The organism is Gemella bergeri ATCC 700627 (assembly GCF_000469465.1).
In the GTDB taxonomy this organism is placed as follows: Bacteria; Bacillota; Bacilli; order Staphylococcales; family Gemellaceae; genus Gemella; species Gemella bergeri.
In genome coordinates, this window is the sequence record NZ_KI271806.1 from 37,311 (window position 1) to 63,419 (window position 26,109).

The following is a 26,109-nucleotide window of genomic DNA, read 5'->3' on the forward strand; positions in this document are numbered from 1 at the left end:
TAGACTCCTTATTTATTGATAAATATATTCTATCATTTATTTTAAAAAAATTCATTAATTTTATATAAAATATATTAAAATTACAAATAACAATAATAAAAAATATACAAATACTCAAGGGGGAATAAACAATGAGTAAACAAGCACCTATAACGGTTAGTTCATGGACACTTGGAGATGAGTGTAAATTTGAAGATAGAGTAAAAGCAGCTAAAGATGCAGGATTTGAAGGAATCGGTCTTCGTGCTGAAACATATGTTGATGCCTTAGCAGAAGGGTTACATGATGATGATATATTGAAAATATTAGAAAAATATAATATCAAAGTAACTGAAGTTGAATATATAGTTCAATGGGCAGAGGATAAACGTTCATATGAACAAAAATATAAAGAGCAGTTATGCTTCCATATGTGCAAACTTTTTGGAGTAAATCACATTAATGTCGGTCTAATGGAAAATTATTCGGTAGAACATACAGCACAAAAATTAAAAGAACTTTGTCAGCGTTCATATCCGTATGTTATCGGAGTAGAGCCGATGCCTTATAGCGGAATTCCGGATTTTGATAAAGCGTATGCTGTAGTAAAAAAAGCCGGTGTAGAAAATGCAAAAATTATTTTAGATTCATGGCATTGGGTAAGAGCCGATCAATCATATCGTACATTAACAAAAGAAGAAGCGGAACTAATTATTTCAATTCAAATTAATGATGCTTATGAACGACCTTACGCAAAATCAATCTTACGTGATGAGAGTATGCACGATCGTTTAGCACCGGGAACGGGAGCTAAAGATACAGCAGGTTTTGTAAGGATGATTAAAGAATCCGGTATTAATCCAAAAGTGATTGGTGTTGAGGTGATTTCCGACAGCATTTTAGCAAAAGGGATAAAAGAAGCTGCTAAGTATAATTTTGATAATACAGTTAAAGTATTAGGTCAAGTGTGGAAAGAACAACTTCCGGAAAATAAATAAGAAAAAGAGGTAAAAAAATGGATAAATGGTTAGAATTAGACGGAAAAGTAGCAGTAGTGACAGGTGCTGTAGGTGGAATGGGTAGAACAATTTGTGAAGAATTTGCAAAACAAAATGTAAAAATTGTACTGTTGGACTTATTTAAAGATAAAGCTGATGAATATGCTCAATACTTAACAGCTACTTACGGTGTGGAAACATTGAGTTTAGCAGTAAATACAACAAAAGAAGATACAGTAGATCAAGCGGTAGAAGCCGTTAAAGAAAAATTTGGACGTGTGGATATTTTGGTAAATACAGCAGCGATGTTAAGAGCATGCCCACTGGAAGATTTACCATTAGACGAATGGCGACAAACTATTGATGTTAATTTAACAGGTTACTTCTTAGTATCACAACGCTTCGGGCGTCTTATGATTGAACAAAAATATGGTAATATGATTCATATTTCAACGATTGCGTCAGTATTCCCCGAAACATATAGTGCAGCATACAGCCCAAGTAAAGCCGGGGTAAATATGCTGTCACGTCAAATAGCTGCAGAATGGGGAGAATTTGGAGTACGTAGTAACTGTATTCAACCATGTTTTGTTAAAACTCCATTATCAGAATCATTCTATGCAGATCCTGAAGTAGAAAAAGGTCGTAAAGCATTAACAGCAAACAAACGTATCGGGAACACAATGGACATTGCTAATGCGGTATTGTACTTAGCGAGTGATCGCTCTAATTATACAAATGGTCATGAATTAAGAGTAGAAGGTGGATTCGGAATTATGATGGGTGATCAGACACCGAAACCCGGTGGACGTCGTGAGTTTGCTGTGAAAGAACATGAAGCATATCTAAAAAGAATAAACAAAAAATAAGATATGTCACAAGATAGATAAGTGTTGAAATTTTGAAAATAAAATAGTATTAATACTTATCTATCTGTCATACTATAATTAGAAAATTTATGGAGATAGTGTATGGCGAGTAACAATAATAAAAATTATCTTCCACTTATAGCATTTTTACTAATAAATTATATATTTCAAGGAATGGATCAAATAATTATTTCTCAAAATATGTCAACATTCGAAGAATTTTGGAGAGTTGAGGAGAGTAAAGTTGCTTTAGTAATAAGTGCATTAGGTGTTGGTAGAATTATTAGTATAAATTATGCAGGATATTTTTCAGACAGATATGGAAGAAAAAAAGGGATTTATATAGGCCTAGTTTGTTATTTAATTTTTTACATAGGCTTGTTATTATTTCCAAGTTATATAGCAGCATTTATTTTAACAATGATAGCAGGGATAGGGAATGCGTTTTTAGATACAGCGACTTATCCGGCAATATCAGATGCTTATAAAGAAGATAGCAGTTCGTTTAATGTCTTTGTTAAGGCAGGTATATCAGGTGGACAATTTATACTACCTTTAATGACACAATTTGTATTACTTAGAAATCTATATTTCGGGTGGCCGTTTATAATTATTGCTATATGTATAGTATTTAACTTTGTGATAATTTCCAGAATAAAATTTCCTCCGATGTATAAAGAAATAGTAAAAGAAAAAGAGGATCTTGTGCAAAAACCCAAATCAAAAATAAGTATTGAGGGAGCTGCACTTTTAATGTTCTCGTTTATATCAGCATCATTATTTAATATTTTTATTATATGGATACCGAAATTTGCACAGCAAACTATAAATATTGGAAAATCTCAGAGTTTAACATTTGTAACTATTTATAGTGTTTGTTCAATAGTATCAGTATTTGTAACGTCCTTTATGGTAAAAAAAGGGCTTAATGTTCCGATGTATATGGCATTTTGTTGTATAGTCACAGCATTGGCACAAATTAATATGTTGATAAACACTTCAATAACTTCGATAACTATAGTTAGCTTAGCGGTAGGTTTCTTTGCGGCAGGAGGGATATGGCAATTAGGTGTATCGCTTCTACTAGAATTTTTTCCGGATAATAAAGGGAAATTCACCGGTATGTATTCGCTATCAACATCTATTTCATTAATGGTAACACCATATTTAACAGGGTTAATCGCAAAACAATCAATAAAAACGGTTTTTGCCTATAATATGCTTTTAGGGACTATAGGGATGATTTTATTATTAATAGTAACATATCGCTATAACAAAGTTTTAAAACCGTTAAAAGTAAAATAAAATCTTAAAAAGAAAAAGAGGTAAAGAAAATGACAAAAATTACAGAACGTTTAACAGGACACACATTATTAATCAGTTTAATCGCAACACCAATTAGACACAGTATGTCACCAACAATGCACAACGAAAGTTTTAAAAAACTAGGTTTAGATTACGCTTATCTTGCATTTGAAGTAGGTAATAAAGAATTAAAAGATGCAGTTCAAGGTATTCGTGCTTTAGGTATTCGTGGTTCAAATGTATCAATGCCAAATAAACAAGCGATTATTCCTTATTTAGATGAATTATCTCCGGTAGCAAAATTGGTTGGAGCAGTTAATACGGTAGTCAATAAAGACGGTAAAGGACATTTAGTAGGTCATGTAACAGACGGAACCGGTGCTGTTCGTGCATTAGCAGAAGAAGGTGTAGATATTAAAGATCAAATTATTACCTTAACTGGTTGTGGTGGAGCCGGTACAGCAATAGCAATACAAACAGCATTGGACGGAGCAAAAGAACTTCGTATCTTTAATATTAAAGACGCCACATTTGCCAATGGAGAAGAAACTGTTAAAAAAATTAATGAACATACAAAATGTAAAGCAACACTGACAGATTTAGCAGATCAAGCAGCATTTAAACAATCAATTGCAGAAAGCAGTATCTACATTGATGCAACTGGCGTTGGTATGAAACCGTTAGAAAATGAAAAATTAATCGATGATCCGGCGGTAATTCGTCCTGATTTAGTAGTATTTGATGTAGTTTATTCACCGAGAGAAACTAAATTATTAAAATTTGCTAAAGAACATGGAGCTAAAAAAGCGATTAACGGTCTTGGCATGATGATTTATCAAGGAGCAGAAGCATTCAAACTATTTACCGGAGAAGATATGCCTGTAGATCATGTTAAAAGTGTGCTATTTGATGAATAAAAATTAGCTGATAAAAAATAATATTATACTTAATTTTTGAGCAATGTTTATAGCGGAGTAATTAAAAATAATTTAGACATTTTATTTTTAGAAGTTTTTTCTTATGTTCTAACTGAAAATATATAAAATTCATCTATAAGAAGAGATGTTGAAAAATTTTTGCTCAGCTATATAACATTGTCAAATAATAAAAAAAGAATAAAATTTGTAAGTTATCAGTTTTGGAAATAAATTTTATAAGGAGAAAAATTATGGCTAAACTAACTGTTGGTGGTGTAGTTTTTGGAGAAGGGCGTCCGAAAATAATAGTACCTATCGTTGGGAAAAATGAACAAGAAATACTAGAAGCAGCAAGTGATATTAAAACTATTGACTGTGATTTGGTAGAGTGGCGAATAGATTTTTTTGATAAAGTGGAAGAACAAGGTGAAGTATCCGAACTGTCTAAAAAGATAAGAAAAATAATTAACAGACCTCTTTTAGTAACGTTTAGAACTAAAAAAGAAGGTGGGGTGCTGGAATTATCGGATAATAAATATTTTGAAGTTTATAATGAAGTAGTAGAAAATGGTAATATAGATTTATTAGATGTTGAGTTATTTATGCCTGTTGAAGAAGTATCGGCACTGATAGAAAAAGCACACGCCAATAACGTAAAAATAGTTATGTGTAATCACGATTTTGATAAAACACCGGAGCGTGATGAAATTGTAAATCGTTTAACAACAATGAGCGAAAAAGGTGCAGATATTTGCAAAATTGCGGTAATGCCAAATAGTAATAAAGATGTTATAACATTATTAGATGCAACACGTATTGCAAAAGAAAAAATTAATAAACCCCTGATTACAATGTCAATGGGAGCATTGGGGATGACTAGTCGTGTTTCAGGAGAAGTATTCGGTTCAACAGCAACATTTGGTGCTGCAAAACAATCATCAGCACCGGGACAAGTACCGGTAGCCCAGTTAAGAGAGATACTGGATACATTAAAATTAAATTAAAGGAGAAAACAATGGTACAAAAAGCAAAAAATCCATTTATTCTTACAGCATTAGCACTGTATTTTACATATTTTATTCATGGTATAGGTGTATCAATTTTAGCACAATATAAAAGTGATTTGGTAGCTGCATGGGGTGAAAGTAACCTAGGGTTAGTAATTCGTGTCAGTGCCGCACTAGGATTAGGGTGTCTTATTTCACTGCCGTTTTCAGGTGTTATTTCAGATAAATTTGGGCGTAAAACGTCAGGATTAATTGGTATAGCCTTTTATGTATTGTATTTTATCGGAGTAGCAACGTCAACTTCAATGTGGATCGCATATGCTTTTGCCGTTATGGGCGGTATTGCTAACTCGTTTTTAGATACATGTGTAACACCGTCAATTTTGGAAATTTTTAAAGAAAAAGGTGCGGTAGCAAATATGTTTACTAAATTCTCAATTTCTATTGGGCAATTAGTACTGCCATTTTGTATTGGAATAGTATCAGGTATGAGTTTGCCATATACAACACTATTTTATTTGGCAGGTATTTTAATTGCATTGGACGGATTACTAATTATCTTCTTAAAATTCCCGAAAATGAATGCTGATGCCGGAGAAAAAGCACAAGAAACAAAAATGAAATTTGATTCTACAGCAATCTCATTAATACTAATCGGTCTAACATGTACAGCAACATTCCAACTATGGTTAAATTGTAATCAAGAATTAGGAAAAATGTATGGCTTAGCCAACCCGAGAATGATTCAAACTATGTATGCAGCCGGAACTATCTGTGCGGTATTATTTACAGCGTTGGTAGTATTGAAGAAATTAAAACCTGTTGATGTTTTGGTATTATATCCAGCTATTTCATTTATAATGTTGTTAGTTACATACTTCATTAAAACTCCAACTATTTGTTTAGTAGCAGGTTTTGTTATTGGATATGCAGGAGCGGGTGGAGTATTACAACTTGCGGTATCAACAGCCAATGAATTATTCCCAACAAATAAAGGTAAAATCACCTCAATCGTAATGATTTCATCAAGTGTTGCCAACTATGTAATACTTGAAATTGCGGGGTATATCACAAAAGCAAGTCCGGCTAATGGTCCGGTAAATATTGTTTTATTTAATGCGGGTATAACATTAATCGGAGTTTTATTGGCATTGTATGTAAGAAAACAATTCAAATTAAAATTGGCATAATAAAAAGCACTTGGTATGATTTTTCATATTGAGTGCTTTTTGCTATTATTTTATTTTTTTCGCTAACAATGTAGCAAATCTTAGCTTATACCGATTGCCATTAGCATCTGTTTTATGTAGATGTCCAAAATCTTCATTATATTTGATAAGCTCCCAATCTTTATAAAAATCTTTTAATTCGTTTTCTCTAAATGTAAAAGGAAATGGCATAGGAGATGGGGCGTCATCTGTAGACATAGCAGAAACGATTAAGTTATAACCGCCAATATTTGTTTGTTTTTGCATATTATAAATAATACTTTGAATTCTCGTAGGATTAAGAAACATAAAAACAACAGTTGAATAAATAAAATCATACTTATCTCGAATATTGGCTGTATTAATATCGTAGTTAGCTACAATAATATTCAGATTTTCTTCTTGTGAAATATTAGCTAAGTATTGTAAATTTTCAAAGTTTGTGTCAAGGGCGGTTACATTGAAACCGAGAGAAGACAAAAATAAAGCATTTCTTCCTTGACCGGAACCAAGATCAAGTGCTTTACATTTTGGAATAGTTTGAACAGCTTCTACTATTTCAGAATGTGCAGGATTAAGGTTATATCTATTAGAAAAGTAATCTTTAGGTTCACAATAAAGTTCGAAATAACATTCCAAGTTTTTAGACATCGGTGCTATTCTATACCAAACTTCGGGTTCAATGAAAGGAATATCAGTTTCGGGTGTAAAGATAAATTCTTCTATAATATCACCATGTTCAGTAAGAGAAACAAATTTTAACTTTCCTTTTAAAATAGTCAATTTAGCCCAAATACCCGTACGGGTGTTATGTTTTTCTCTAAACTCTTTAGGAATAGATAAAGCATTCCAGTTAGGTAGCCGTTTACAACAGACAAGATCTTTGTTCATAATTATCTCCTTTAATATAATTCTTTTCTATTATAACATGATACTAACTTAAATAAAATCAAAATTTTAAATTGATCTTTATATTTATAATTGGCTAAGTGTGGCACTTTTGTTTGCATTTCATTTTTACAGATATAGATTTTTATTATTTTTGAATCAATCCCAATCCAATAAATTAAAATTTAAAAAAGGATAACAATAATGTTTATTTTGATAAAGTATATTTTCCGGTTTTATAGTCAATATTTACTCCTTTTTGAAAATTGTAAATAAAGACGTTATATTTAATATCGGCACCATTATCTTCAACGGACATAGCTTCCATAATTACACCTTGTGCGACTAAATCATTATCTTTAAACACTGGCGTAACACGATAGCGAACATGTTTTTTTGTTTTTTTAACATATTCAGCGACTTGATTTTCAAAAGGAATCATATTATGATTCATAAATCTTGTTCCTGTCATAAGGTTCTTTTCATTTGCATTTTCTCCGGATAGTTGGAAAGCGATTAAGTGGGAGCGATCGTAAACATGTGCGGTTTTATTAGATTGCCAGCCGCTAGGACGAATATGAGAGATTTCTTCTCGCTTATTTGTAGGCATAAGATCAACACCAATAACGGCATTGGCTTGTCCAACTCTACCCAGATTGTCTAAGTTAGAATAATTTTCGAATGATTTAATAGATAGATCTTCTTTGCTAAAGTAGGGGGTATTGTTATTTAATACTTTATAGCTATTATTATTAGTTGCCTTACTCTCATCAGGAGCATTAAGAGAAGTTATAATTTCTCGAGGAATATCTCCGGTAGTGGAAAAATCAGTGTTTTGTGTGGAATGACTTGACTTATAAGTATGTTTAGCAATAAAAATTGCAATTAGAATAACAAGTATAATTGATATAATAGTAAATAGATTATTTTTTCTTTTTCTTGCCATATATTCTCCTTGTAAAATAATTAAGAGTGGATGAGCCACTCTTAATAGTTATCGTTATTTTTTAAAATAGTTAATTCCCATCGCATCTTTTACTTCATCAAGTGTAGTTGCTGCTACACGTTCCGCTTTTTCACTGCCGGCTTTTAACATATTGTATAATTCCGCCTTATCTTTAGCAAATTCTTCACGACGTGAGCGAATAGGCAGTAAAAATTCTTGCATTACTTCATTTAATCTATTTTTCAACTTAACATCACCAAGACCGCCACGGCTGTAATGTTCTTTCAACTCGGCAATTTCATCTTTACGTGGATCAAAAATGTCAAGATATTTAAAGACAACATTTCCTTCTACTTGGCCGGGATCTTCAATGCGAATATGATTGGGATCAGTATACATTTTCATAATTTTTGCTTTAATATTTTTTTCACTATCTCCAAGATAAATACCGTTATTTAGTGATTTACTCATTTTGCCTTGTCCGTCAATTCCAACAAGACGGGCGTGATTTTTTGGAGGTAGGACTATTTCAGGTAAAACAAGTACCTCTTTGTTGTATGTTCTATTAAAATCACGGACAATTTCACGGGTTTGTTCAATCATCGGTTTCTGATCTTCACCTACCGGTACATGTGTTGCTTTAAATGCTGTAATATCGGCTGCTTGGCTTACAGGGTAGGTGAAAAATCCTGCCGGAATACTCTCACCGAATTTTTTGTCGCTAATTTCCTGTTTAACAGTCGGATTACGGTGCAATCTGGAAACAGTAACCAAGTTTAAGTAGTACATATTCAGTTCAGCAAGTTGCGGTATTTGTGATTGGATAAAAATCGTTGTTTTTGTCGGATCTATACCAACTGCCAAATAATCAAGTGCGACTTCTGTAATGTTTTCAATAACTTTAGTGGGGTTATTGGCATTATCTGTTAAGGCTTGTTGATCTGCAATCATAATAAAAACATTTGTATCATTTTCAGCTTGTAATTTTACACGATTTTGAAGAGAGCCAACGAAGTGACCTAAATGTAACTTTCCGGTTGGTCTATCTCCGGTTAAAATAATTTTTGTCATAATAGCAAACTCCTTTTATTTAATTTATAAATTTCTAAAATAATGTCATAAAAAATATTATTTATAACTAATATCCTTTAAATTATATCATATAATTAAAGTTAAGTGGTTGAAATAAAGAAAAAAAGTGTAATTTTATTTTGAAAAAATCCTTTTTGTTGTATAATGTATAACGAGTAAATAATTTATGTTAGGAGAAAAAATATGATTTATATTGAATCAAAAAGTAACGACCCCCGTTACAATACAGCGTTGGAATTTTATGCTTTTAATGAACTTGCGAAAGAAGATGATGTATTCATGTTATGGATAAATGAACCTTGTATTGTTGTTGGGAAAAACCAAAATACAACAGAAGAAATTAATCAAAAATATTGTGATGAACATGGAATAAAAATAGTACGTCGTGTAAGTGGTGGTGGTGCAGTGTATCATGATTTGAACAACTTAAATTACACTATTATTTCTAACGGAAGAAGTGGAGAAGAGTTTGACTTTAAATCATTTTCACAACCGGTAATAGATGCTCTGGCTTCAATGGGAGTAAAAGCAGAATTTACCGGACGTAATGATCTTGAAATAGACGGGCGAAAGTTTTGTGGGAATGCACAATATATTCGTTCTGGAAGAATTATGCACCATGGATGTTTATTATTTGATGTTGACACGACCGTTTTAGCAAATGCCCTTAAAGTGTCAAAAGATAAAATTGAATCAAAAGGAATTAAATCTGTTCGTTCAAGGGTAACAAATATTAAAGAACATCTACCAAATCAAGAAATGACCGTTCAAGATTTTGAAAAAGCACTTAAAAATTATATGAATGAAAAATATGATATGGTGGATTTTATACCAACTGAAGAAGACGAAAAAGCAATAGCAAAAATTCAAGATGAAAAAAATAATTCTTGGGATTGGGTATATGGAAAAAATCCGGATTTCAATATTAAACGTAACAGAAGATTAAAAACAGGAAAAATAGAAGCTAATATAATGGTTGAACATGGTATTATCACCAGTATTAAGTTTTTTGGAGATTTTTTCGGTGTTATGGATGTAGAAGATATTGCTGAAAAATTGATAGGAATAAAATATAACAAGCAAGCTGTAAAAAAAGCACTGGAACAAGTGGACATTAATTCTTACTTTTTAGGTGCGACACTAGAAGAAGTAGTGGATATTTTAGTAGATTAAAAAGTATACATTATTTTATCAATTTAATAAATTTAACAAATAAAGTAAAACATATAACAAGAACTTGAATTTCAAGAAGTATGACTATAATGAAATTCTCAGTTACTAAAATGTTATGTATAATTTTTAAACTTTATATTATTTATAAATAAGGAGGATTATAATCATGATTATAACAACAACATCTAATGTTCCGGGAATGGAAATAGTAGAATATAGAGGTTTCGCTACCGGGGAAGTAGTTGCAGGGATTAATTTTTTACGGGACATGGGAGCAGGTTTACGTAACTTTTTTGGCGGACGTAGTCAAGGCTATGAAGAAGAAATTATTCAAGCACGAAAAGAGGCATTGATAGAATTACAAGAACGTGCCGCTAATATGGGAACAAATGCTGTGATTGGTATAAGGGTAGACTTTGACACACTTGGTCAAGGAGGGTCTATGTTATTGGTCACAGCTACCGGTACAGCGGTGGTAGTTCGCTAAAATAATAGAAAAATAATAAAAAATAGTTTATAATGTATGTAACAAAACGTATATACAGTAAAATTTTTTATAAAAGGAAGGACTTAAATAATGAAAAAAGTATTTAACATTAAGAAGTTATTTGCTATCTTATTGTTAGTATTTACTTTAGTAATCACAGCTGTGGCGGTGACTGAGTATAATAAAAAAAGCAGTTCAAATTCTCCTTCATCAAATACAGCAACAACTACAACTGCAGGGTATAAAGTAAGTCAAGAGGAAAAAGATTATTTAAATAAGCGTTTTTCAGAATTATCAAAAGTAAATAATGAAACAGTAGCATATATATATGCACCGGGAACTGAGTTAGATGAACCTGTTGTGCAAACAAATGATAATGAAACATATTTGAATAAAACATTTGAAGGTGGAAATGTACCATATTTAGGAACTGTGTTTATGGATATGGACAATAAAAAGAATTTTAGTGATAGGCTGACGTGGTTATTCGGACATGCTCGTGGTAGTAAAGTAGGGGATCATAGAATGTTTAATGATGTTAACTTTTACGACAAGCAAGATTATATGAATAAACATAAATATGTGGTTGTAGAAACACCGGAACGTAAGTATTACTACGAAGCGGCATTTTTAACTATTGTGCCGGAAACAACATCATTCTATCGTTTAGACTTTGAAAATGATAATGATTTTTTAAAGCAATTAACAGATGTTAAAAAAGACGCTAAGACTAAAAATGATAATGTGGTATTAAAAGGTAATGATAAATATCTTGTATTATCAACATGCCGTGAAGAAGATGAAACAATTCGTTCTAATCTTTACTTACGTTTAATTCCGGATGAAGAAATGAATGATTTTTTGGCAGAACATAAAGATGAATTAAAATACGTAGCAACAAGATAATAAATAATAAAAACAATCTATTGATGAAAATCGGCAGGTTGTTTTTTCTTGATTTAGATAATAGTGATTTATAGATATGTAAAATAGTTTGAGTATAAAAATAAGTTAAGTGAAAATGAAACTAAAATGAGAATGAATGTTAATATTTATTCTCATTTTTATAAAAAATCGTAAACCAAGCTAAGTGTTGTATATTCAATGGTTAAAAGCATAACATAAATATATTTATATTAATATTTTAATGGATTTTTAGTTAATATTTGACAGCGTACTCTAATAGTGCTACATTGAAGATGAAAATGCTTATATGGTAGTAAGTATTAAAACTAAATATTATGGATATAGTATAAATCAGTCAAAAGAAAGAATTAAAAATATAGCGTATACAATATTCCCTAATTTAGAAAATATAGATAATTTATTAAACGACAAATTTGATACTAATGAAAAAGTCAAATTACTGAAGTATATATTAACTAAATTGTCAAAAAAACTAAATTCAGAATTAAGAGAAAGCAATAAATGTTTTACTATTATAGAAAGGGAGGTATTAAGTTAATAATGAAAAGAAAAACCTATATAATCATTATGTTGATTACGGCATTTATACTATTTATACTATGTTTGTTAGCACAGGTATTTGATAATACTAAATATGAAAATATAGTAATTATTATAGTGTATTTTACTCTATTGATATGGTTTCTATATACAGCCTATTTATTAATAGTCAAAAAAAGTTATAATTTACTAGCAGGTATGACGGAAGAAAAAGCAGCTAAAATAAAAAATAATCCTAAAGAAGAAATGAAAGTAATAAAATTAGCAAAAATGGTGGGGTATATATTTATCATTACAGCAGTAGGTATGTTAGTGTTCGCACGGTTTTTAATTAGATAGATTGTTTATAAAAAATTTAAGGAATTTATATAGTTTATTTTGTGCGGCCAATTTTTTGTTAATACCAGAAATCATATTTTATTAATATCTACTTTTACTTTCTAAGTTAAGCGAATATTTAATAAATTCAATAAGAGCAACTCTAAAAATCATTTTTTAAAATCGATTTAAGGGCTGCTCTTATTAGGTTATTTTATACTTCTACTATATTATTTTTCGGCATTAGTCTAAATTCTCTTATCAAGAAGAATACCGACACACTAAATGCACAAATATCAGTTATCGGTGTTGCATAGATAATTCCTTCAATGCCGAATGCATGAGACAGCATAAATAACATTGGTAGAAGAATAATTATTTGTTTAGTTAGTGCTATAGTTACCCCGATTTTCGGTTTTCCAATAGCGGCGAAAAATGTTGAACTGGAAATTTGAATACCGTTAATAAAAGTAAATAGCAAGAAAAATCTCATATACTTAACAGCAAATTCAAAGTATAGTTCATTACCGTTACCAAAAGCAGCGACAATTTGTTTAGGAAATATTTCGAATATTGCAAAGAACACTACAGAAATAATTATTGCATATTTCATCATATAATTCATTGTTTCCCTAACTCTATCATATTTTTTAGCACCATAGTTAAAACCGAAAATAGGTTGAGCGCCTTGAACAAGACCGATAACGATAGCGATAAAAATAATGTTAATTTTAGCGACAATACCGGCAACAGCGATAGGTATATCATTTCCATAAACAGATTCTTTACCATAAATATTTAGTAAATTATTTGTTACTATTTGAATAATCATATTAGATCCTTGAAAAACAAAAGAAGTCATTCCAAGTGAAATAGAAATTTTTAACAATGATATTTGGGGAATAAAATCCTTTTTCTCAAATTTAACGCTCTTAAATCTAGGAAAGTAAAATATTAAAATCATAGCTGATAAAAATTGACTAATTACTGTTGCCCAAGCAGAACCGGCAATCCCCCACTTGAAACCGAAAATAAATATTGGGTTTAAAATGGTATTAAGGATAGCGCCGAAAACAATAGCAATCATTGAATATTTTGGACTGTTATCCGAACGAACAATAGGATTTGTACTTATAGAAATAAGTAGAAACGGTATTCCAAGTGATGAAATGCTGGCAAATGTTTTGGCATAACTAAGTATTTCATCTGTTGAACCAAATGCGTACATTAATGGTTCTAAAAAGATATGAACTAAAATAGTAAGTATTATTCCGATAATAAATAATGACATTACAGACGTCCCGACAACCGATTTTGCCTTGTCGGGATTTCCACGGCCAAGTTCCAAATTGAAGTTAGCGGCAGCGCCAATTCCAATCATAAGCCCTACGGCAAGGCAAATAGTAGTAATAGGGAAAGCAACATTTGTAGCTGCGTTACCCAGATAGCCGACACCTTGTCCTATAAATATTTGATCAATAATGCTGTAGAGTGCGTTAATTATGTTAGCTGTAATTGCAGGCCATGCAAAAGATATGAGTAGTTTTTTTACCGGCTTTGTTCCGAGCGGGTTTTGGGTCATAGATTGTGGCATAAAAATCTCCTTTTAAAGTTATAATTGTGATAGTAATGTTTTACGCATCTGAAGTTATTTTATTCATTAGTTTATATAATGTAGAAATTTCATCATTTGTTAAATTTTTTAGTGCATGTTGCTCACTTTTGATGATAATATTTTCATTGTTAAGAATAAATTCCTTACCTTTATCTGTTAAGAATAATGTATAAGATCTGCGATCTACAATTCCTCGTTTACGTTCAACATAGTTTTTTTGTTCAAGAACATCAATGTGGCGTCCTATTACATTTCTATCTTTTTTATGAATTTGGGCAAGTTGTGCTTGCGTTGACCCTTCATTTTCAGCAATAAAAATAAGGGTGATAAAGTTACCGTAGGTAATACCAATCTCAGTTAAGAGATCTTTAGGGTAGTTTCGAATAATTTCCAATGCACCTATAAACTGATGACTTAGCGTGTCTTTAAGTAGCATAATAATTCTCCTTAAAATAATATACTCTATATATTATATACCTGATATATCATTTGTCAATAGAAACATAATTTTTAAATCAAAAATAATAAAAAAGGAAATAATTCTAAAAATATAATTTTAAGAAATCAAATTTTGTTAATTTTTCCTACCATAAAATTTACCGAGTATTCAGAAGTGTTTGTAAGGTAAATTTGGACACCGACAAATTACTAACCGAAATCAAATAAAAGTATTTTTATTAAAAATTGAGATTTTTTGGCAAGTTTCTTGAATATTATTAACTTTCCTTACCACCGGGTATAGAAATATCATCTTTTTTATAGTATTTTGTAGCTGTTTTTATTATTGATACCAATGATTTTACAATAATATTCAGTTCCATAAATGGCATATCAGGTTTATCTACTATTTGTTCTTTTATATAAGGGATATGAACAAAACCGGCGGAAAAAGAGATATCTTCCTTTTCGGAAAAATACAGAGCATCGTACATAACATGATTGCAGACGAAAGTTCCTGCTGTATTGGAAATATCAGCAGGGATATTCTCTTTTTTTAAGTTTTCTACGATTGCTTTTATCGGGAGGGTGGAAAAATAAGCGTTTGTGCCGTCATTACGAATGGGCGTATCAATAGGTGCGTAGCCATTGTTATCCGGTATACGAGCATCATCGATATTAACGGCGATACGTTCTAATGAAATATTTTTTCTACCGCCGGCTTGTCCAACACAAATAACAATATGTGGTTTAAAATTTTCGATTTCCTTTTTTAATAATAAGCTACTATGTTTAAACGCCGTAGGGAGTATGATTTTTTTAATTGTTATATTATTAATAGAATTGGGTAAAGATCGGACTGCAAGTTCGGATGGATTTATATTTTCGTTATTAAACGGTTCAAATCCTGTAATTAATACTTTCATAAAATTTTCTCCTAATAAAGTTTTTATTATTCATTATAAAATAATTTTTTCTTTTTGAAAATAAAAAATTCACATTTTTGATATATATATTTTTTTGAATTTTCTTCATATAAAATATATTTAAAAATATAAAAGTTAATACAAAAAGAGAGTCAGAATTTCTAACTCTCTTGATTTTACAAAACATATATAAGTATTGTTATCGGAATATACATTGTCAAGTAAAAATATAAAGAAATAATTTTTTTCTGTTAAAAAAATAACTATTTAAAATTGTATTTCATCTAAAAAAGTGCTATTATATTTAAAATAGGGGTGAGAGAATGTCAAGAGAAGAAAAATTTAAAACAATTATTCAAACTATTGATACATCGGACTATAGTAAAAGAAAAAAGGCTAATGTAAACTCTTGTGAAATGAAGACATTCCGCGAAGCAAAAGATTTTTGGCTGGCTTCAAAATACTCTAAGAATAAATATGCGGATTACAAACCATTTCAATTTGTAGACGGTGAAGGTGTAAGATGCTCAATATATCTTAGCGGCTGTTTGTTTGGTTGTAAAGAATGCTTTAATGAAAGTATTCAAAATTTTAATGCCGGAAAAGATTATACTATGGAGTTGGAGGATAGAATAATTTCCGATTTAAGAAATCCCTATGTTCAGGGATTAACAATTTTAGGAGGAGAGCCGTTTTTAAATACTAAGGTTGCTTTATCATTAGCAAAAAGAGTAAGAATGGAATTTGGTAATACTAAAGATATTTGGGTGTATAGCGGTTATACCTACGAGCAACTATTAAAATCCAGCGATGATAAAAAGGAGTTATTGGCACTTTGTGACGTTCTTGTTGATGGACCTTTTATAATAGCGTTAAAAGATTTAGGGCTTAGATTTCGCGGGAGTAGTAATCAAAGAATAATAGATTTACATAAATCAACAGTGGAAAATGTTGTTTTATATTTGGACTAAAAATTGGCTTATTGAAAGTTCCATTTTTTATAAAAGTGTCTATATTTATTATGACGCAGTAGTTTACAGGTGCTTAAATTTGCTTCAAAAAATTTTCAGAGCATTTAGTAAACCTTGCGGGGGTGACTTTAAAAAATGATTATTTAAAAATCATAATTTTTTAGTCGCTCCCTTTAAAATTTTTATGTATTATTATCAGTAGAAAAGAGAGGAGTTTTTTATTTGAAAAACATATTTCAGATATTTAGAAATGATATTAAAGAAATATTCAGAAAGATAAGAACGTGGTTAATTATAATAGGTCTTATGGTACTGCCGTCGATGTATGCGTGGCCTAATATACTGTCATCATGGGATCCATACGGACACACTAATCAGATAAAGGTTGCTGTTGTGAGTGAAGATAAGGGAGCAACAGTTGAAAATAATAAGATAAATCTTGGGAAAATCTTATAGAGGGATTAAAAAGTAATAAAAATCTTGATTGGCAATTTGTAGAAACAAAGGCACAAGCAGAAGATGGTGTTAAGATAGGTGATTATTACGCCAGTATAGTAATACCGGAAAATTTCACCGAAGATCTTACATCAATTACACGAGGTACACCGGAAAAAGCAACAATAGAATATACGGTAAATGAAAAAATAAATGCTATTAGCCCTAAAATAACAAATAGTGGAGCTTCAGCAATAGCAAATAACATTAGTAAATCTTTTGTGGAAACGGCAAATGGAATTATCTTTGAAAAACTTCATGAAGCCGGCATAAAATTTGAAGAAAATTTACCGTCTATTGAGAAAACAAAAGAAGAAATATTAAAATTAAATGACAATTTTTTAAATTATGAAAGCGCTTTAAATGAATTAATTAATAAGGTAGAACGTGGAAAAAATATTATAAATGCCATACATACAACTCTACCGGAAGTAGATAAGGTAGCTACCAATAGTATTATGTTGGCTGATAAAGCGGAGATAGCTATTAACAATATAGAAGGTTTTAATGCTAAATTATTACCAAAGATAAGTGAACATTTATCAGAAGTTGAGAATATTTCTAAAGATGCCCATGAAATAGCGCTTGAATTTCAAAATAATCCAACTAAAAAGGATGAATTAAAAGCTAAAATGCAAACTTTAGATAGTAGATTTTCTACCGGCATTCAACGCTTAGAGCTTGCGAAAAATATTTTTTCTTATTTTAACAAACTGTCTGATGAAAATTTATTTAACAATCAGTTGAATAGAGTAAATAATTTAATTGCTGATATTGAAAAAATAAGTGAATTAAATAAAAATCTCTACAATAATATTGATAAGTATGACGAAATAACTACAGATGCTAAGGAACGTTTTGTAGAGGGGACACACAATATTAATGAAACGGCACATAATTTTAATCAAGGATTAAACGGTGAAGTAGCACCGTTGATAGAAAAAGTATTATCAAAAGCAAAAGTAAATGCGGAAAAATTTTCAAATATTATTTATGAAGCACAAGGGGGACTTCCGATCGTTTCTAGTAAATTAAGTGAAGCGGAAATGAAAGTTAATATGGCTCATAATAAGTTACTGACATTAAGTTCCGAAATGCCGACAATAAAAGAAAAAATTAAAAAATTGTCAGAAGAAATAAAAGAAGCGGAAGGTAAAGTTGATACAAATTCACTTTTTAATCTTTTAAAAGTGGATTATAAGAAACAAGCGGAATTTTTTGCCAATCCTGTAAATTTGCAGGAAAATAAATTATATCATATTGCGAATTACGGTTCAGCTATGACGCCATTTTATACGGTACTTTCAATTTGGGTAGGTTCACTATTAATATCTTCATTATTAACAACAAAAGTTGAAGATGAAGATAAAAAGTACAAACCTTATGAAAAATATTTCGGGCGTTGGTTGTTGTTTATGATAATAGCATTATTCCAAAGTATGATAGTAACACTTGGGGATATGTATGTCCTAGGAACACAGGCGGTATCGCCATATCGTTTTGTAGTATATGGTCTGTTAATTGCTTTATTATTCTCATCAATTATATATACATTGGTTTATATTTTTGGAAATATTGGTAAAGCACTGTGCATTATATTGTTGGTATTACAGCTTGGGAGTTCAGGGGGAACTTTTCCTATTCAAATGACTGCAAAATTTTTCCAAACTTTATATCCGAAAGTTCCGTTCACATATTCAATAGGTTTATTGCGTGAAGCGGTAGGTGGAGTCTACATACCTACTGTCGAGCGTGATATGAAAATATTATTAACTTACTTGGTAATAGTGTTGGTAGTAGGTGTTATTGCAGTAAGTCTTATAGCAAAATCTGAAAGATTAAGTAGAGAACGAGGGAAATCAAAATTATTTTTATAATTAAAATAAAGAGAGATAAGAAACTTAGAGAGAGTTATTATCTCTTTTCTTAATTTTTCAAAAAATAAATATAAGAATATTTTTTCTTATATTTTAAAGTTTTGTTATAGAATACAAGATTTTTGATGAATTATAAAATTAGAATTATATTTCTGAGTATACTTTTTATATAAATATAATTATCTGAAAAAGTTATATAGAGATTTTTAATAAAATTAAAGGTTGTAAATATCTTACTTTTTTTGTTATAATATAACTATAAATTTTTGAAAGGGGATATTCATGGAGAAATATTCATTAAAAAATGACTTCCTAGGGGAAGCAATTGGTTCTTTTATTTTAGTTTTATTTGGAACGGGGGCTGTGGCAGCAGCTGTATTATACGATGCACATCAAAGTTTATTTCAGATAGGAATGCTATGGGCATTAGCTGTGACGTTTGGTATATATATGACAAGAAATTTAAGTAATGCACACTTTAATCCGGCTGTATCGGTTGCCATGGTTTTAACGGGGCGCATGAGTGCTAAGAGATTGCCGACTTATATTTTAGGACAGTTTGTTGGTGCATTTTTAGGAGCATTAACGGTATATGGAGTATATGGTTCGTCAATTTCTCAATATGAAGCTAAGAAAAATATTGTGCGCGGGACATTTGAATCGGTAACAACTGCTAAAATGTTCGGTGAGTATTATAATCAACCGGGCGGTTATTCAATTTCAATGCCATTGGCAATTTTTGTCGAAGCACTGGGAACATTCTTATTGGTTCTTATGATTTTCTTATTTACGGAAGGAGCAAATGTAGGAAGACCGAATGATAATACGGCACCGATTCTAATAGGATTAACAGTTGGAGCATTATTAGCATTATTAGCATCAATTACTCAAGCCGGTATGAATCCGACACGTGATTTTGCACCACGTCTGGTAGCGTGGATGTTCGGTTGGGGTAGTGCAGCATTCCCTGATGCAAGCGGTGGATTTTTCTGGGTATACATTCTTGCGCCGATTGTTGCGGGTATATTAGCCGGCTTCTTCTTTACTAAGGTATTAGAACCGGCATTAAAAAAACAAAAAGAGTTAAACAAGTAAAAACTTTAATAATCAAAGGAGAGTCCTAATATGACTAATAAAACAGATTTAATTTTAGTAGGTGGCTTTTTAGGAGCGGGGAAAACCAGTCTTTTATGGGAAATAGCAAAACGTTTAAATAAAAAAGGGAAAAAAGTCGGTTTAATTACTAACGACCAAGCAAGTGAGCTGGTTGATACTTCGTTTTTAGAAACTAATAATGACATTGTTGAAGAAGTAAGCGGAAGTTGTTTTTGTTGTAACTTCGGTGGTTTTGCAGATGCAATCGCCCATTTACAAGAAGCGAACAACAGCGATATTATTTTAGCAGAATCTGTTGGTAGTTGTACTGACCTTTCAGCAACAATTATGCAACCGCTAAAAGAAAAATATAGTAATAGTGTAAATCTAAAACAATTAACAGCATTAGCTGATCCGGTACGTTTAAAAGCGGTATTAAAAGATCATTCTAATTCAGGTGATTACATTATTTATAAACAATTTGAAGAAGCTGATGTAATTTTAATCAACAAAATAGAATTATTGTCAGAAGACGAATTAAACGATTTAGTAGAAAAAACTAAAAAAGAATTTAATAACGAAAATGTTTTAACAGCCAGTGTTAAAACAGGTGAAGGTTTAGATGTGTGGTTTGATTATATTATCAATAGTAAAAAAGAAGTTGGACGTAGAATTGTAGAAGTTGATTATGATACATATGCAGACGGAGAAGCATTATTTGGTTGGTTGAACGGTACATACAGTATTGAAAAAGAAGAAAACTTCGATGAATTGGCTAAGAACTTTTTAGCTAATTTAGGAGAACGTTTTGACTCGCTTAACTTAAATGTAGGTCATGTGAAATTTTTATTACAAGGTGCTAATGAAGGTATTGTCGGTAATATTGTCGGGAAAAAAGAAACCGGTAGTTTAAGAACATTGGATAGACAGAGCGATAAGATATTCCTAACAGTTAATGCACGTGTAGAAGTACATCCGGATAAACTGGTAGAAATAATTAAAGAAGAGGTTGACCGTGTGTTTGCTAAAGTAGGTTATAAACAAGAAAAACTGAACGCATTAATTCCGGGCAGACCAAATCCAACATTTAGATACAGAGAAATAGTTAAATTATAAGATTGTATAGATAAGTTTAAAAGCAGGTTGTTGTAAGAGCAATAGTCTGTTTTAATGTTTTAAAGATATGTTATTTAATCTTATAAATATGTTTATAGTTTATGATTTATATTTAACTAAATTTTAATTAATATTTGTATAATTAGGTTGCAATTATAATTATAGTGAGGTGTGTAAGAAATGAGATTATTACTTGCTGAAGATGAAAGAGATTTATCAGATGCCCTAGAGGCGATGCTAAAACATAATAATTATTCAGTTGATACTGTTGATAATGGGCAGGATGCGTTGGATTATTTATTACTGGATGATTATGACGGAGCTATTTTAGATGTAATGATGCCTAAAATGGATGGGGTAACCGTCGTTCAAAAGTTAAGAGAAAGTAAGAAAAATACTCCTGTTTTACTATTAACAGCAAAATCAGAGGTTGAGGACAAAGTATACGGTCTTGATAGCGGAGCAGATGATTATTTGACAAAACCGTTTGTTATAAAAGAACTATTAGCACGTGTACGTTCGATGACAAGACGACAAGCTACATTTACAAGTAATGTCCTTGAACTTGGAAATGTAAGTCTGAGTAAGTATACTTTTGAATTATCTACTGAAAAAGATAAGGTAAGGTTATCGAATAAGGAATATCAAATGATGGAGATGTTAATGCGTAACCCGGGAAATGTTATTCAGACAGAGCAATTTTTAGAGAGAATATGGGGGTATGACAGTGATTCTGAGATAAATGTTGTTTGGGTAAATATTTCATATCTTAGAAAAAAACTTAAAGCCTTAGATGCAAATATTCAAATTAAAGCAACAAGAAATGTTGGTTATACATTGGAGATAATAGATGTTCAAGAGTCTTAGAAGAAAATTTATAACCACTGCCGTTTTGAGTGTAACGGTAGTTATAGTTCTTATGGCAGGAACATTAAATTTTATCAATTATTATAAAATAGGGCAACGTGTTGATGCAACGTTGTATGAAGCGGCAAATTCTTCAACTTTAACAGCAGTATTTAGTGAAGATGGTGATGATTTGGTTATTACCAAAAATGCTTCCAGTGCAACTACTTATAATGGTTTTTCCGTAGTTAAAGTTAATTCGGAAGGGAAGGTAATTCGCTCTTATAGAGATGACTCACTGTTAGAAAATCACGAATCCGTACAAAAATTGACTAATGCAGCGGTGGAAAGACCATATAATAATGGTTATGTAGGTAGTTATAGGTTTCTTAAAGTAAAAACAAGTGTTGGTGACTTAATTTTATTTCTTAATATTCAGCGTGAATTAGATTCATATCATTCATTTGTAAGAAATACTGTTATTATATCGACAATAGTTATATTATCCGTATTTGTTTTAATAGTTTTAATGTCTAAAAAAGTTATTTTGCCAATTCAGCAAGGTTATCAAAAACAAAAGCAGTTTATTACAGATGCCAGTCATGAACTTAAAACTCCGCTTGCTATAATACGCTCTAATACAGATGTTCTTGAACTCGAAAACGGGGATTCTAAATGGACAAAAAATATTCAAAATCAAGTTGATAGATTGACCAGCCTAGTTAATAGTTTGGTTGTCTTTAGCAGAATGGAAGAAAAAGATAATGTAGAGAAAATTAAATTTAATCTTTCAGAATGTTTAAAAACAAGAATAGAAGATTTTGAAGAGCTTGCAAATTTTCAAAAAAAACATTTTATTACGGATATAGATAATGATGTGCATTATAGCGGAGAACAACAGGCAATAGTTCAGTTAATGGATATATTACTGGAAAATTCTATAAAATACGCTCCTAAGGATACGCAGATAAATGTATCCTTGAAGAAAAATCGTCGTCATGCAACGTTAAAAGTATCAAATGTGGCAAACGTAAAAAAAGGTGACTTAAGAAAAGTATTTGATCGTTTTTATCGCTTGGATGAATCAAGAAATAGTAATATTAAAGGGTATGGAATAGGTCTGTCGATGGCACAAGTAATCGCAGAAAAACATAAAGAAACAATTAAGGCTTATGCACCTGAAGATGGGATTTTTAAAATTGAAGTGCGTTTTACCCTTGATGAGCATAAATAGTGTATAGTAAATAAGAAGTTGTATTATCAAGTACACCTTCTTATTTTATTAGAAAAAAGTTCAAACAGGAAATTTTAAAATTTCCTGTTTGAACTTTTTTAGTTGTTTTGTTCTTCTTGGAATTTTTTAGCGATAGTAGCTTCAAAATCATCCGGTATTGAACGTTGTTTGATAATGATTACATCAGATTTAGCGTAACGTACAATACCTTCAGATACAGAACCCATTAACATACGCTTGAATCCTGTTAAACCTGAAGATCCACAAACTACAAGGTCAATGCCTTTTTCGTCGACAATGTCTTCACTTAAAACAATTTTAGGAATACCTTGTTCAACAATGCCGAATACTTTTGTTAAACCGTCTTTCTTAGCAGATTCCACATAGCTGTCAACTAATTCTTTTGTTCTTTTATAGAATGAATTGAAAATATAAGGGTCTGATAATCCGGAAGTAGCGATTGTTGCATCTATAACAGAAGCTATATAAAGCTCAGCATCTTCGTTTCTTTTGGCAATAGCTACTGCGTTTTTAAAAGCCCATTCAGCTTGTTTAGAACCATCAACTGCAACTAATATTTTTGAGTATTTGTTTTCCATAGCGAGAACCTCCAAACCTTATTATCTTTACTTACATTATAACATATTTCGAAAGAAAGTAAAATTATTTTCAAAAAACTTACTTAAATTTTTTAGTGATAAAGCCATAAAACAATTAGATAATCGAGATATTAATTGATAGAAAGTTATATAATTTTTATTTTTTTAGTTAACGATTACATTATAGTAGTTAAATTTATTTTTTATAGTTAATTATTTATCACTTAATTCTGAAATAATCTTTGCTGTATAATTTTCCGGAATAGAGTAATGCTTAATAACGATAACATCACAATTTGCGTATCTTACTATTCCTTCTGAAACAGAACCGATTAAGACACGTTTGAGACCGGTTAGTCCGGAAGATCCGCAAACAATTAAATCAATATTATATTTTTCTAAAATATCTTCAGTAATAACGATTTTAGGAATACCGACTACAGCAATTCCTGTAGCAGCAATTCTGTGTTTTTTTGCTGCGGTTGCATAGCTGTTAACTAATTTTTCAGCGAATTCTAAGTGTTTAGTAATATAATTATTTCCTAAACTATTTGTACTTGAGATTGTTTTATCAACAACAGAAACAATAAATAAGTGAGAACCATTATTTTTTTTAGCGATAGATACCGCATTTTCAAAAGCCCACTCAGCTAGATACGAACCATCAACAGCAACTAAAATATTTGAATAATTATTCTCCATATGTAAAGCCTCCTTTGTAGTGTATACACTTATATCATATCATATTACACTTTAAAAATAAAACGTTTTCTTATATAGAAAATATAGTCGGAAATAATATATTTATTACTTCCGACTATATACTTTATTCAATTACGGTTATTAATCTGGTTCTTTTATGTTCTTTTCCATCAATATTTACTTTGTAAATAACTTCATAAGTTCCCGGTAAGTTTTTGTCAAAATTACTTTCTATTATAAGTTTATCTAAATAAGACTGACCGGCTTTGCGTGCAATAACATCGGTGCCGTCTAAGGGGATTTCGGTTCCAACTTTTACCGTGATATTTTCAGGTACAATAAAATAAAATGTACGTTCAAGACGACGCTCAAGACGTTTTCTATATTTTTCTTCATCTTCGGCACTCATTCTGTCTCTTAATTTTTCATCAACGAGTGGCATAAGTTCTACTTCGGTATCTGCGATACAGATTCTGCTATTTACTAAGGTAAAAGTTTGTGTTCTACCCGGACCGCAGTATGATTGACAGCCGATAATAAATTCAGCATTAGGAGCTTTTTTCTTTAATTTTGGAATAAGAGTTTTTAAGTTTACTCCAAGACAATCGTCACATAGTCTGAAAGTAACTTTATCTTCTGTGATAATGTCTTTATTTTTATTTTCAGCCATTGTAGTATCCTTTCATATATTTTTAATTATTGACCAACCAATTATAACATATATACACTTTAAATAAAATTTTTTACCTTGTTTTTGAAAAGTATTTTTTAAAAACACTATTAGCAACTATTAAACAGACGAAGAAAATTAAAACATGAACAACAATTTTTGTAACGAGTGCTGTAAAAAATTCTTCAGGAACCATTTTAATTAAGTTAGACTCATCCGGGCTAAGAAGCCATAAATCATTTGAAAAAAGGATAGTGTGAAATTTTAACCAAAATGTATTGAAGTTAACAGAAATAACAATTCCAAGAATAGCAACTGCAAGTACAAAGGAAATTGATACTTTGTTAAAAATAGCAGTCAGGTAATTTAAAAATTTCCATTTTAACAAAAATAATAAAAGTATTGTCAAAAAAACAAAAATTATATAACCGCTAACCATAATATAATAACTTATGCCATAAAGTTTTTTTACATCTACCATATGAAGAATGTCTTTAGTAGAGTACCAAGTGGTGTTTAAAGCGGCATCTCCTTTTAAATAATCCAATAAATTATGAGTATTATTAATAAGCTCAGGATAGGTTGTACCAATATTATCAGCTAAATTTTCTTTTTTATAGAAATTTTCATAAAAGGAAAAATTAAAACAATTATAAAAAATAATAGCTAGAATAGAACTGATTAATAAAGAAATAGTTTGAATAATAATAAGTAGATTAATTTTTATTTTGTTCATAGTGTCCTCCATAATTTTATTATATCATAAATTGAAAGATTCAAAATGATAGTATTAATCTAAAAGTTAAAATTTTAATAGGAATTACTTATTAGTAGTTAAACACAAAAAGTTTACTAACTTGAAAATTTACTT

General features: G+C 30.6%; 28 protein-coding genes and 2 pseudogenes. 19 read left to right on the plus strand and 11 right to left on the minus strand.

Annotated features, from left to right (window positions below; translation table 11 throughout):
* The first annotated feature begins 131 nt into the window (after positions 1–131).
* The 6 genes from HMPREF1983_RS01225 (at position 132) to HMPREF1983_RS01250 (ending at position 6,265) form a co-directional block, all read left to right on the plus strand.
* Positions 132–977 (plus strand): sugar phosphate isomerase/epimerase family protein, encoded by an 846-nt coding sequence (locus HMPREF1983_RS01225; protein WP_021752458.1) that lies wholly within the window; start codon positions 132–134, stop codon positions 975–977.
* Between the two features lie 17 nt (positions 978–994).
* A complete protein-coding gene (locus HMPREF1983_RS01230; RefSeq protein WP_021752459.1) occupies positions 995–1,846 on the plus strand; it encodes an SDR family NAD(P)-dependent oxidoreductase in 852 nt (283 codons plus the stop codon).
* 102 nt (positions 1,847–1,948) lie between these two features.
* Positions 1,949–3,151: an MFS transporter gene (locus tag HMPREF1983_RS01235; RefSeq protein ID WP_021752460.1), complete on the plus strand. Its 1,203-nt coding sequence runs from the start codon at positions 1,949–1,951 to the stop codon at positions 3,149–3,151.
* Between the two features lie 29 nt (positions 3,152–3,180).
* Entirely contained in the window at positions 3,181–4,068 is an 888-nt protein-coding gene (locus tag HMPREF1983_RS01240) for a shikimate dehydrogenase (RefSeq protein WP_021752461.1), read from the plus strand.
* Between the two features lie 251 nt (positions 4,069–4,319).
* Positions 4,320–5,072, plus strand: a complete 753-nt coding sequence (aroD, locus tag HMPREF1983_RS01245; RefSeq protein ID WP_021752462.1) for a type I 3-dehydroquinate dehydratase — start codon at positions 4,320–4,322, stop codon at positions 5,070–5,072.
* A gap of 11 nt (positions 5,073–5,083) precedes the next feature.
* The gene (locus HMPREF1983_RS01250) at positions 5,084–6,265 is read left to right on the plus strand and encodes an MFS transporter (RefSeq protein WP_021752463.1); all 1,182 of its coding nucleotides are present in this window, start codon (positions 5,084–5,086) and stop codon (positions 6,263–6,265) included.
* Positions 6,266–6,310: 45 nt separating this feature from the next.
* Here HMPREF1983_RS01250 and tehB read toward each other — a convergent pair whose 3' ends face one another.
* The 3 genes from tehB to trpS form a co-directional block, all read right to left on the minus strand.
* Positions 6,311–7,174: an SAM-dependent methyltransferase TehB gene (tehB, locus tag HMPREF1983_RS01255; protein ID WP_021752464.1), complete on the minus strand. Its 864-nt coding sequence runs from the start codon at positions 7,172–7,174 to the stop codon at positions 6,311–6,313.
* Positions 7,175–7,379: 205 nt separating this feature from the next.
* Positions 7,380–8,117: a DNA/RNA non-specific endonuclease gene (locus HMPREF1983_RS01260; protein WP_040460770.1), complete on the minus strand. Its 738-nt coding sequence runs from the start codon at positions 8,115–8,117 to the stop codon at positions 7,380–7,382.
* Positions 8,118–8,171: 54 nt separating this feature from the next.
* A complete protein-coding gene (gene trpS, locus HMPREF1983_RS01265; RefSeq protein ID WP_021752466.1) occupies positions 8,172–9,188 on the minus strand; it encodes a tryptophan--tRNA ligase in 1,017 nt (338 codons plus the stop codon).
* Positions 9,189–9,392: 204 nt separating this feature from the next.
* On the opposite strand from trpS, the gene lplA reads away from it, so the two are divergent.
* From lplA to HMPREF1983_RS01290, 5 genes are all read left to right on the plus strand, one after another.
* Positions 9,393–10,382: a lipoate--protein ligase gene (gene lplA / locus HMPREF1983_RS01270; RefSeq protein ID WP_021752467.1), complete on the plus strand. Its 990-nt coding sequence runs from the start codon at positions 9,393–9,395 to the stop codon at positions 10,380–10,382.
* A 166-nt stretch (positions 10,383–10,548) separates the two neighbouring features.
* Positions 10,549–10,869: a heavy metal-binding domain-containing protein gene (locus tag HMPREF1983_RS01275; RefSeq protein ID WP_021752468.1), complete on the plus strand. Its 321-nt coding sequence runs from the start codon at positions 10,549–10,551 to the stop codon at positions 10,867–10,869.
* A 90-nt stretch (positions 10,870–10,959) separates the two neighbouring features.
* The gene (srtB, locus tag HMPREF1983_RS01280; RefSeq protein ID WP_021752469.1) at positions 10,960–11,775 is read left to right on the plus strand and encodes a class B sortase, LPKTxAVK-specific; all 816 of its coding nucleotides are present in this window, start codon (positions 10,960–10,962) and stop codon (positions 11,773–11,775) included.
* Positions 11,776–12,082: 307 nt separating this feature from the next.
* Positions 12,083–12,334 carry a hypothetical protein gene (locus HMPREF1983_RS01285; RefSeq protein ID WP_021752470.1) on the plus strand — a complete coding sequence of 84 codons (252 nt, stop codon included), beginning with the start codon at positions 12,083–12,085 and terminating at the stop codon, positions 12,332–12,334.
* 2 nt (positions 12,335–12,336) lie between these two features.
* On the plus strand, positions 12,337–12,675 hold the full coding sequence (locus tag HMPREF1983_RS01290) for a hypothetical protein (protein ID WP_040460771.1): 339 nt from the start codon (positions 12,337–12,339) through the stop codon (positions 12,673–12,675).
* A gap of 193 nt (positions 12,676–12,868) precedes the next feature.
* Here HMPREF1983_RS01290 and HMPREF1983_RS01295 read toward each other — a convergent pair whose 3' ends face one another.
* From HMPREF1983_RS01295 to pcp, 3 genes are all read right to left on the minus strand, one after another.
* On the minus strand, positions 12,869–14,248 hold the full coding sequence (locus HMPREF1983_RS01295) for an MATE family efflux transporter (protein ID WP_021752472.1): 1,380 nt from the start codon (positions 14,246–14,248) through the stop codon (positions 12,869–12,871).
* A 40-nt stretch (positions 14,249–14,288) separates the two neighbouring features.
* The gene (locus tag HMPREF1983_RS01300) at positions 14,289–14,705 is read right to left on the minus strand and encodes a MarR family winged helix-turn-helix transcriptional regulator (protein WP_021752473.1); all 417 of its coding nucleotides are present in this window, start codon (positions 14,703–14,705) and stop codon (positions 14,289–14,291) included.
* Between the two features lie 280 nt (positions 14,706–14,985).
* Positions 14,986–15,633 (minus strand): pyroglutamyl-peptidase I, encoded by a 648-nt coding sequence (gene pcp, locus HMPREF1983_RS01305; protein WP_021752474.1) that lies wholly within the window; start codon positions 15,631–15,633, stop codon positions 14,986–14,988.
* Between the two features lie 416 nt (positions 15,634–16,049).
* Between pcp and nrdG the strand changes: the two genes are divergently transcribed.
* The 8 genes and pseudogenes from nrdG (at position 16,050) to HMPREF1983_RS01335 (ending at position 23,267) form a co-directional block, all read left to right on the plus strand.
* Positions 16,050–16,604 (plus strand): anaerobic ribonucleoside-triphosphate reductase activating protein, encoded by a 555-nt coding sequence (gene nrdG / locus HMPREF1983_RS01310; protein WP_245576415.1) that lies wholly within the window; start codon positions 16,050–16,052, stop codon positions 16,602–16,604.
* A 222-nt stretch (positions 16,605–16,826) separates the two neighbouring features.
* Entirely contained in the window at positions 16,827–17,060 is a 234-nt protein-coding gene (locus HMPREF1983_RS07920; RefSeq protein WP_021752476.1) for a YhgE/Pip domain-containing protein, read from the plus strand.
* Positions 17,057–17,269, plus strand: a pseudogene (locus tag HMPREF1983_RS08015) (YhgE/Pip domain-containing protein); the annotation flags it as partial. The gene HMPREF1983_RS07920 and the pseudogene HMPREF1983_RS08015, both read left to right, overlap by 4 nt.
* A 51-nt stretch (positions 17,270–17,320) precedes the next feature.
* Entirely contained in the window at positions 17,321–18,976 is a 1,656-nt protein-coding gene (locus tag HMPREF1983_RS01315; RefSeq protein WP_021752478.1) for a YhgE/Pip family protein, read from the plus strand.
* A 282-nt stretch (positions 18,977–19,258) separates the two neighbouring features.
* Positions 19,259–20,071 carry an MIP/aquaporin family protein gene (locus HMPREF1983_RS01320; protein WP_021752479.1) on the plus strand — a complete coding sequence of 271 codons (813 nt, stop codon included), beginning with the start codon at positions 19,259–19,261 and terminating at the stop codon, positions 20,069–20,071.
* 30 nt (positions 20,072–20,101) lie between these two features.
* A complete protein-coding gene (locus HMPREF1983_RS01325) occupies positions 20,102–21,187 on the plus strand; it encodes a GTP-binding protein (protein WP_021752480.1) in 1,086 nt (361 codons plus the stop codon).
* A gap of 180 nt (positions 21,188–21,367) precedes the next feature.
* Positions 21,368–22,054: a response regulator transcription factor gene (locus HMPREF1983_RS01330; RefSeq protein ID WP_021752481.1), complete on the plus strand. Its 687-nt coding sequence runs from the start codon at positions 21,368–21,370 to the stop codon at positions 22,052–22,054.
* Positions 22,038–23,267: a sensor histidine kinase gene (locus tag HMPREF1983_RS01335; RefSeq protein ID WP_021752482.1), complete on the plus strand. Its 1,230-nt coding sequence runs from the start codon at positions 22,038–22,040 to the stop codon at positions 23,265–23,267. Before HMPREF1983_RS01330 ends, HMPREF1983_RS01335 begins: the two co-directional genes overlap by 17 nt.
* A 98-nt stretch (positions 23,268–23,365) precedes the next feature.
* Here the strand turns inward: HMPREF1983_RS01335 and HMPREF1983_RS01340 are convergent, their stop codons facing one another.
* The 5 genes and pseudogenes from HMPREF1983_RS01340 to HMPREF1983_RS01355 all read right to left on the minus strand — a co-directional run bounded on the left by HMPREF1983_RS01340 (position 23,366) and on the right by HMPREF1983_RS01355 (position 25,974).
* Entirely contained in the window at positions 23,366–23,866 is a 501-nt protein-coding gene (locus HMPREF1983_RS01340; protein WP_021752483.1) for a universal stress protein, read from the minus strand.
* 213 nt (positions 23,867–24,079) lie between these two features.
* The gene (locus HMPREF1983_RS01345) at positions 24,080–24,568 is read right to left on the minus strand and encodes a universal stress protein (protein ID WP_021752484.1); all 489 of its coding nucleotides are present in this window, start codon (positions 24,566–24,568) and stop codon (positions 24,080–24,082) included.
* A 124-nt stretch (positions 24,569–24,692) separates the two neighbouring features.
* Positions 24,693–24,908 carry an immunoglobulin-like domain-containing protein gene (locus HMPREF1983_RS08040; RefSeq protein ID WP_425402390.1) on the minus strand — a complete coding sequence of 72 codons (216 nt, stop codon included), beginning with the start codon at positions 24,906–24,908 and terminating at the stop codon, positions 24,693–24,695.
* 12 nt (positions 24,909–24,920) lie between these two features.
* Positions 24,921–25,238, minus strand: a pseudogene (locus HMPREF1983_RS08045) (YuzB family protein); the annotation flags it as partial.
* A 73-nt stretch (positions 25,239–25,311) separates the two neighbouring features.
* Entirely contained in the window at positions 25,312–25,974 is a 663-nt protein-coding gene (locus tag HMPREF1983_RS01355) for a TIGR01906 family membrane protein (protein ID WP_040460772.1), read from the minus strand.
* Positions 25,975–26,109: the final 135 nt, after the last annotated feature.